This is a genomic window from Hyphomonas sp. UBA3601 (assembly GCF_002375605.1).
Taxonomy (GTDB): domain Bacteria; phylum Pseudomonadota; class Alphaproteobacteria; order Caulobacterales; family Hyphomonadaceae; genus Hyphomonas.
Window position 1 is genome coordinate 1,883 of record NZ_DFME01000140.1, and the last position, 8,352, is coordinate 10,234.

At 58.5% G+C, this 8,352-nt stretch carries 5 protein-coding genes and 1 pseudogene; 4 read left to right on the plus strand and 2 right to left on the minus strand.

All coding sequences use genetic code 11. The features are described from left to right. A pseudogene (locus B4F73_RS15785) lies at nt 1–905 on the plus strand (aminomethyl-transferring glycine dehydrogenase subunit GcvPB); the annotation flags it as partial. A 3-nt stretch (nt 906–908) separates the two neighbouring features. Here the strand turns inward: B4F73_RS15785 and B4F73_RS15790 are convergent. Beyond that, complete coding sequence (locus B4F73_RS15790; RefSeq protein WP_290483743.1) at nt 909–2,258, minus strand: acyltransferase family protein; 1,350 nt, start codon at nt 2,256–2,258, stop codon at nt 909–911. 166 nt (nt 2,259–2,424) lie between these two features. Between B4F73_RS15790 and B4F73_RS15795 the strand changes: the two genes are divergently transcribed. The 3 genes from B4F73_RS15795 (at nt 2,425) to B4F73_RS15805 (ending at nt 5,562) form a co-directional block, all read left to right on the plus strand. Beyond that, nucleotides 2,425–2,754 carry a hypothetical protein gene (locus B4F73_RS15795; RefSeq protein ID WP_290481242.1) on the plus strand — a complete coding sequence of 110 codons (330 nt, stop codon included), beginning with the start codon at nt 2,425–2,427 and terminating at the stop codon, nt 2,752–2,754. A 127-nt stretch (nt 2,755–2,881) separates the two neighbouring features. Then, nucleotides 2,882–4,294 carry an amidohydrolase gene (locus B4F73_RS15800; RefSeq protein ID WP_206992600.1) on the plus strand — a complete coding sequence of 471 codons (1,413 nt, stop codon included), beginning with the start codon at nt 2,882–2,884 and terminating at the stop codon, nt 4,292–4,294. Then, nucleotides 4,291–5,562, plus strand: coding sequence for an amidohydrolase family protein (locus B4F73_RS15805; protein WP_206992601.1), 1,272 nt, complete (start codon nt 4,291–4,293; stop codon nt 5,560–5,562). Before B4F73_RS15800 ends, B4F73_RS15805 begins: the two co-directional genes overlap by 4 nt. Before the next feature lie 2 nt (nt 5,563–5,564). Here the strand turns inward: B4F73_RS15805 and B4F73_RS15810 are convergent. Continuing rightward, nucleotides 5,565–8,352, minus strand: a 2,788-nt coding sequence (locus B4F73_RS15810) for a peptidoglycan-binding protein (RefSeq protein WP_290483744.1), incomplete at its 5' end; no start/stop codon positions are given.

Sequence of the window (8,352 nt, forward strand, 5' to 3'; positions counted from 1 at the left end):
TGGACGAGTTGAAAGCGAAGCTTGAAAAGTCTGATGATATCGCTGGCATCATGCTGACCAATCCGAATACGTGCGGCCTCTTCGAGACCGACATCAAGGAGATCGCCGACCTGATCCATGCGGCTGGCGGATACTTCTATTGCGACGGTGCGAACTTCAACGCCATCGTTGGTCGGGTCCGTCCCGGTGACCTTGGCGTCGATGCGATGCACATCAATCTGCACAAGACCTTCTCCACCCCTCATGGCGGTGGTGGACCGGGGTCCGGACCGACCGTCCTCTCAAATGCACTCGCGCCTTACGCGCCAGTGCCCTTCGTGGTGAAGGATGAAGACGGGGTCTTCCGCCTCGTGGAGGACATGGAAGGTGATGCGAGCGAGAGCTTTGGCCGCATGGTGGCCTTTCATGGCCAGATGGGCATGTTCGTCCGGGCGCTGACCTATATGCTCAGCCACGGCGCAGACGGCTTGAAGCAGGCCTCTGAAGATGCCGTGCTGAACGCCAACTATATTCAGGCGCGCCTGAAATCCGTCATGACACCAGCTTTCGATGGCTATTGCATGCATGAGGCATTGTTCTCCGATGCCTTCACGGCGGACGGGATCGAGACGATTGATATTGCGAAATCCCTCATCGATGAGGGCTATCATCCGATGACCATGTACTTCCCTCTGGTCGTGCATGGGGCGATGCTGATTGAGCCGACCGAGTCAGAATCGAAAGCCGAGCTGGATCGCTTTTGTGACTCGCTGGAGGCGATTGCCCGGCGTGCTGCACAGGGCGATGAAACGATGAAGGGCGCGCCCTATCTCGCCCCGATGCGTCGCCTGGACGAAACGCAGGCCGCCCGCAAGCCTGTGCTCAAGTGGACACCGCCAGAAACGAGTTCCGTCGCGGCGGAATAAGGATCAGGAAGCGTTCTGCACTGTTGGGCGTGACTTTCGGAAGAGCGCGCCCACTGGCCGTTCAAAATAGGTGTAGCTGAGCAGCGAGGCGATAATCGATCCGGTCACGCAGGCAAGCGCAAACGCGACATTGTCGAGCAGGCCAGGATGGCCGAGCTGGAAAACAGGCGCGAGAACGGGAATGTCTCCGAGGCGTCCGAACAGGACCCGTAGGGCTACGATGACGATCGTGTGCACGAGGTAGAGCGAATAAGAGGCGTCACCGAGCCGGACCATCGCAGCGAGTATTTTGCGCAAGGCTGGAAACAGGGCGCGCACGCTGCGAGGTCTAGTCTGACCAGCCAGCCAACCTGTCCAAAATGTAGCAAGTGTGCCCAAGCCGCCCACCAGAACTGCAACAATAGTGGCATTGACCCGCACGGATAGAGGGGCTGTTTCTCCCAGGCCGTAGAGCTGGAAAACCGCGATAGTCAGCAAAGCGCCGACACCCGCCGGGACAAGCCATGCCAAACGATCTTCAAGTTCCAGCGTGACGAGTCCGTAGATGAGCGCGGCACTCGGCAAGCCGAACATCATGACGCGGCCCCATTGAAGTGTGTAATCGGTTTGGGGCCCCTGCAGGCACAGGAACGCCACCATCCATAGCGTGGCGACCAGCATCACGATCCCACCTCGCCACGCAACTCCGGACGCGACGAGCATTGCTGTGGCGGCGCCGAACAGAAATTCCATGGTCATGGGCGAGAAAAACAGCGACAGGAAATCGGTAACGATCGGGCCGGACAGTCCAGACATCCATCCTGCGATGACTGCAGCTCCCCAGCCAAGCAACGCATAGGGCCACCAGGATCTGCGAAGCAGCAAGACGAGGCTGAACGCGAGATAGAAATAGACTTCATGGATCAGCGTCCACCCCACCACAAGTACCGGCTCCTTTTCCTGTGGAATCAGCAGGAAGGACTTGATGATATAGATCCAGTCTGGCTCCGGACGCGACGTGACTTGCAACGTTTCGACCATATTGCCCAACTGGAAATAGCCGAGCAGACCGACTGTGGTGATACCGGCAAACAGCCACCAGACCGGATAGACCCGGGTCAGCCGACGGAACACGAAGTTCAGAGCTGTCTGGATGCCGGGCTTCAATTCGTAGGTCACGGCGACCATGATGAAGCCGGAGATCACGAAGAACAGGTCGACCCCGGCGAAACCATTCGTCACAATGCCGCCAAGCCAAGCCAACTCGCCGCCACCATTATGGACGATGCCGCGAGTTTCGTGGGCTCTGGTGTGATAGAGAACGACCAGGAGGGCCGCCACTCCACGCAGGACCTGAACAGACTGCAGTTTCATTCCGGGCCTCACGCAACACTTCATCCCGCCCTGCGCGCGGAACGAGCGGGCAATCTGTAGCAATCAGGTAACGCAGACACCAGACTTTGACCACATCATGACGATATCGCTGGCGGCGCCCGCTTCTTTTCCCATATTCAGCTTAATGGCCGATGACGAAACCCACATGAAAACGGAACAGACCGCAGCTTCCTCAAAGCCTGCGGCGGGGCTGCGCAATGGTGTGAACGTAGCGTTCCGCCAGATTTTGGCGCTTACCGGTCTGATCATGATCGTGGTGGCCATTCCAATCGCTTTCGTCACGCCGATCATTCCTGTTGGCTTGCCGATTGCCATTCTTGGTGTCGTGCTGCTGGGGCGGAACGCGATGTGGGGCAGGCGGTGGATGGAGAGCGTGTTGGCAAGGCATCCCCGGGTCGAACGGTTTGCGCCAAACTGGCTGATGCGCTTGGTGTTCGGCCGAGACAAGAAAGACCCGTCTCAACCGGAACAGTAGAAACAAATTGCGGCAAATCCGGCCGGGCAGGCAAGAATTTCACGCGTGTTTCCGGCTCAGGCCTTGAAGCCGGGAGAAATGTCAGCAGTATGCGCCAAACCTTTCTGCGGACACGGGGCGAAATGAAATGCGAATACTTTATGGGCTGGCAGCTGTTTGCGCTGCGGCACTCCTGCTTTCAGCGTGCGGTGGAGGCGACGATGCCGACAAGGCTGCGTCGTCGGAAGACGCGTTCGACCGCAATCCCTATCCCTCCACATATGCGCCCTATCCGAATGCGCCTGTCCTGATCACCAATGCCACAATCCTCGATGGCGAAGGTAACCTGATCGAAGATGGCAGCCTGCTGTTGCAGGATGGCAAGATCGTCGCACTAGGCGCCGATATCGAAGCCCCGGATGGTGCCGAGACCATTGATGCGACAGGTCGCTGGGTGACTCCGGGCATTATCGACAATCACAGCCATCTCGGCGTCTATCCCTCGCCCGGTGTGACCGCGCACGGCGATGGCAACGAAATTTCTGCGCCGGTCACAGCGGAAGTGTGGTCGGAGCACGGTGTCTGGCCGCAAGATCCAGGCTTCACGCGGGCGATAGCCGGAGGCATCACCTCGCTTCAGGTGCTACCGGGCAGCGCAAACTTGTTCGGCGGGCGCGGCGTGATCCTCAAGAACGTGCCGAGCCGGACCGTTCAGGGCATGAAATTTCCGGACGCGCCCTATACGCTGAAGATGGCCTGCGGCGAGAATCCCAAGCGCGTGTATGGCTATGGCGGCGGGCGTTTTCCTGGTGGCGCCCCTTATTCTCGGATGGGCAACGTGGCGGGATACCGGCAAGCTTGGATCAAGGCTGCAGAATACAAGCGCAAATGGGAGAAGTACGAGGACGAAGGCGGTGAACCACCTGCGCGTGATCTCGAACTGGACACGCTCGCGGGTGTGCTGAATGGCGACATCCTCGTGCACATGCATTGCTACCGCGCCGATGAGATGGCGCAAATCATGGATATGTCGAAGGAGTTTGGCTACAAGGTCACCGCCTTTCACCATGCCGTTGAAAGCTACAAGATTGCCGACAAGCTGGCCGAATATGGTGCGTGTTCTTCCATGTGGGCCGATTGGTGGGGCTTCAAGATGGAAGCCTATGATGGCGTCCGTGAGAACATCCCGATGGTCCACAAGGCCGGCGCGTGTGCCATCGTCCATTCGGACAGTGATGTCGGTATTCAACGTCTCAACCAGGAAGCCGCCAAGGCATGGTCTGATGGTTTGAGGGCAGGTATCGATATTCCGAAAGAGGTCGCTTGGACGTGGCTTTCGCTGAACCCGGCCAAGTCATTGGGCATTGACGATCGTACGGGCAGCCTGAAGCCCGGCAAGATGGCGGATGTCGTCGTCTGGTCCGATGACCCGTTCAGCGTCTACGCCAAGGCAGACCAGGTCTTTATTGACGGCGCGCTGATGTTTGACCGCGACCATCCTGAGACCAATCCTGTGATGGATTTTGAAATAGGCCAACCTGGTGAAGGAGATCGCAAATGATCCGTACACTACTTACAAGCGTTGCCGCCTTGGGTCTCGCAGCGGCGCCCGCGTACGCCGATACGTTCGTCATTCGCGGTGAAACGGTCTGGACCGGCACCGCTCAAGGTATGATCGAAAACGGCGTTGTTGTCATCGAGGACGACCGGATTGTCACGGTCGGCGGGGCAGATACTGAAGTGCCAGGTGGCGCCACCGAGATTTCCGCTGAATGGGTCACGCCTGGTCTGATCGCCTCCTTTGCCCGAACAGGCCTGGTTGAAGTTGGCGCGGAAGATTCTACGAATGACACGGCGGCGGCGATGTCTCCGTTTTCAGCCGCGCTGAATGCAGCCGATGGGTTCAATCCCGACGCCACTGCGATTGATGTCACCCGGATCGAAGGTTTTACGCGCCTGGTTGTTGTACCCAACACCGGCAATGCGCTATTTGCCGGGCAGGGTTTCGTAGCTGATACGAGCGGTGATCTCGATACGGAGCTGGATGAGAAGGCATTTACCTTCATCAAGCTCGGTGAAGCAGGCGCGGGTCTTGCTGGCGGCTCGCGGCAGTCTGCCATGACGCTGCTGCGGGCGGCGCTGGATGATGCGCGCAGCTATCCAGCGCGCTACATCACGCAGAATGATGGCGCGGTTCTGAACCGGATTGATGCACAAGCGCTGTCGCCCGCCGCACGGGGCCAGCAGTTAATCTTGATTGAAGCGAGTCGTGCCAGTGACTTGAATGCCGTGATGGATCTGGCCGAGGAGGAGCCGTCACTGAAGATCGTGATTGTCGGCGCGGACGAAGCGTGGCGTGTGGCGCCACGGCTGGCCGAGATGGATATCCCGGTGATCATCAATGCGTTTTCCAATCTTCCGGGCTCGTTTGAGAAACTGGCAGCGACATCTGAAAATGCAGCGCGACTGGCCGCAGCAGGCGTTACATTTGCCATTGCCAATGTTGGGGATAGCAGCCATCAGGCGCGGCTTGCGACACAGCTTGCCGGCAATGCAGTCGCCAACGGACTGAGCTTCGATGATGCTTTGGCGGCGTTGACCACCGCCCCGGCGGACATGTTCGGCCTGACGGGGTATGGTCGCCTCGCGCCCGGCGCACCCGCTGATGTGGTTGGTTGGGACGGGGATCCTTTGGAGGTCGCGTCTGCACCCATCGCTGTCATCATTGCCGGCGAGCAGCAGTCACTCGAGTCCCGCCAAACGCGACTGCGTGACCGTTATCTCAGCCTGGATGAGAGTGAACGGCCGCGCGCTTTTACACGGCCATAACACTAAGACTTGGCGCGAGCGTTCAGACTTTCGATCAGTTCCGGCGTGATGGTTCCTGTCACGTTGAGAGACTGAGCGGTTTGATAGTCGCGAATGGCGGTCGCTGTATCCGGCCCAAGGGCTCCATCGGCGGAGCCAATGTTGTAGCCAAGTACGGTCAGGGCCTGCTGTGTCGCGCGTACTTGAGCCGCATTCCCGATGTTCCATGATTGCGCGCCGAACCGGCCATTGGCTGCTGCGTTGGCGCGGGAGGCGGTCCAGTCTTCAGACTGTACACGGGCATGGTTCACCGCTTCTGGTGAGACGCGCTTGGAAATTTCCATGACTTTTGCCGGTGCGCCTGCGTCGCCATTCTTGGCAGCGACCATGAACCAGTAAAGGGCTTCGGTCAGATTTGGGCTGATGCCGAGGCCTTGCTCGTACAGTACGCCGAGATTGTATTGGCTATCGACAATGCCGAACTCCGCGCCTTTTCGAAACCATCCAACGGCACCCGCATAGGTTTGCTCGCCGCCCTCGCCCTCAGCCATAAAGACGGCAAGGTCATGCATTGCTTTCACGTTGCCACCGTTTGCAGCCCGTTCCGTCCATTCCCGGGCCAGTGTCAGATCCTTCGGTACACTCGTACCTTTTTCATGCAATTTTGAAAGCGTGTACTGAGCAATTGGCAGGCCCTTCTCTGCGGCCTGCCGCATCAGGACTGCGCCGCCTTTCAAGTTGCCATCGGCAAGCTGCTGTTGCGCTAGTTGGAATTGCGCGATGCCGTTCCCGGATGCTGCGGCATTTGCCAGCGTGTCGACTTTCGGGATCGGCGGGTAGCTCGTGGTCGGCTCAATACGCGCGGTCGCGATCATTGGCGTTGGTTCAATCAGTTCAGCCATCGGGTCGGATGGCTCTTCAGATGGTGCAACCTCGCCGCTCTTGTCTGCGGCCGCAGTCTCCAAGTCAGTTGGCGGCGCGACATCATCTTCGAACAGAAGGGCATCATCGGATGACTCGGCGGCTTCTGCGGGTGGCAATTCTGTTTCAATTAGACTCGCAGCCGCCCCATCGACGGGCGCGGCCAGTTCGGTTACCGAAGTCGGGGCCTGCTTACCGCGCAGATAAAGGTACCCGCCCACAGTGGCGCCCGTGATGATAACGGCTGAGGCCGCAGCATAGAGTGGGAGCTTTCCGTTTCCGAAGCGCAAGCCTTTGTCAGCCTGATCACTTGGAGGTGCAATCGATGGGGAAGAATCCTTGCGACCCGACGACGCCGCAATCGCAGCGCGGCGAGCCATGTCGATATAGTTCGCAGCCGGCGAGGCGGCCTCAGGCTCGTCTTCTAGCGCCTCTGTAAACTCAGGGTCGGCGAATGTTTCTCCGGCCGGATCGACTTCCGTGTCGAATTCATCGTCTTCGAAAATATCCGATTCACGTGGCTCGGCAGAATTGTCCCCGTAGTCCTCAAGCTCGGCAAGTGCATCAAATCCGACTGGGGAAGGAGCTTCATCAGCATCGGCGAATGCGTCGTAGAAATCGTCTTCTGCATTGTCCGGATCTGCGTCAACTTCGAATTCGTCCTCGACGAGATCGTAGTCTTCTTCATAAGCATTTGACTTGGCGCTCGTCCCAGCTTCTATCTCGACTTCGTCGACTTCCTCTGTTTCGGTCCAGTCTGTGAGGAATGCGTCGCTGGTATCGTCATCTGCAATGTCCTCGGGCAGGCCGGGCTCAAACACTGCATCATATTCATCCGAGAGAAGATCAGACGATGCGTCTTCCTCTTCCTGGAATTCTTCGAGCAGGCGATCAGTCTCGTTCAGCGCATTCATGGTTGCCAAATCAGTTGGCTCGACTGCACCGGACTTGGAGGGCGCAGCGGTGTCTTCGAGCATTTCCAATCGCGTCGCGAGTGACGCCATCGCCTTCTGGATTGGCGAGAGGGATGCGCTGGTCTGGGTTTGCGCCTGCTCGAGTTTATCGGTGACACTTGATATCGCTTCGGAGAGCTTCAGGTCTGCGCGCTTGCGGTTCTCATCAATCTCGGTAGCGAGGGTCTGCAGGGCCTTGTCCTGGCGCGCTTGCAGGCGGTTGGCGACGGTCGCAACCTGATCCCCAATCTGGGAAATTGCCTCGGCGCTACGCTGCTCACTTGCATTGACCCGCTTGTCGAGGTTTGCGCCAAATTCTTCCATCCGTGTGCCGACCAGGTCACCAATCCGTCCGATCTCGGACGAGACCTTGTTCATGTCCTGAGTCTGACGATCTTCGCCTGCGACCAGTTTTTCGCGAACTTCGTTCAGACCGGTCTGAAGTTCGGCAACGGCTTCCTCACTGGCGCCCGAGGCCGCACGAGATATTTCTTCGGCCAGTTCTGCGCGGGCCGTGTCGACGGTACTGCGGACAGTCGTCATGATTTCGTCGAAGCGCGATTCAAACTCTGCCCGAAGGCGGTCTGCCAAATCAGGCTCGACCGTTTTCGACAGGGTCTCGATCTTGGCGTCAAGATTGTTGAATGTGGACTCAAGGCTGAGCAGGGCCGCATCCGTGGTGGTTTCTGCTCGGTTCAACCGGTCCTGTGTTTGAGCCAGTGTGGTTTCGACAGTCGCCAGGGATTTCGTAATCTTCGTCTCGACACTTTCCAGACGTGCATCGCTCTTGTCGACCTCAGACAGACGCAAGTTCACATGCGTTTCCAGATTGGATAGACGATCGGCAAGCTCGCGGGCTGTGCCCTCGGCGCGCAACTCTGCTTGGTCCACGGCGCGCTCGACGCGAGAGGCCGCATCGGACAGGGTCTGTTCGACC

Bases quoted from the DNA above. Each gene is read 5' to 3' on its own strand.
- B4F73_RS15790 (WP_290483743.1), bottom strand. From the start codon at position 2,258: ATGAAACTGCAGTCTGTTCAGGTCCTGCGTGGAGTGGCGGCCCTCCTG.
- B4F73_RS15800 (WP_206992600.1), top strand. From the start codon at position 2,882: ATGCGAATACTTTATGGGCTGGCAGCTGTTTGCGCTGCGGCACTCCTG.
- B4F73_RS15795 (WP_290481242.1), top strand. From the start codon at position 2,425: ATGAAAACGGAACAGACCGCAGCTTCCTCAAAGCCTGCGGCGGGGCTG.
- B4F73_RS15805 (WP_206992601.1), top strand. From the start codon at position 4,291: ATGATCCGTACACTACTTACAAGCGTTGCCGCCTTGGGTCTCGCAGCG.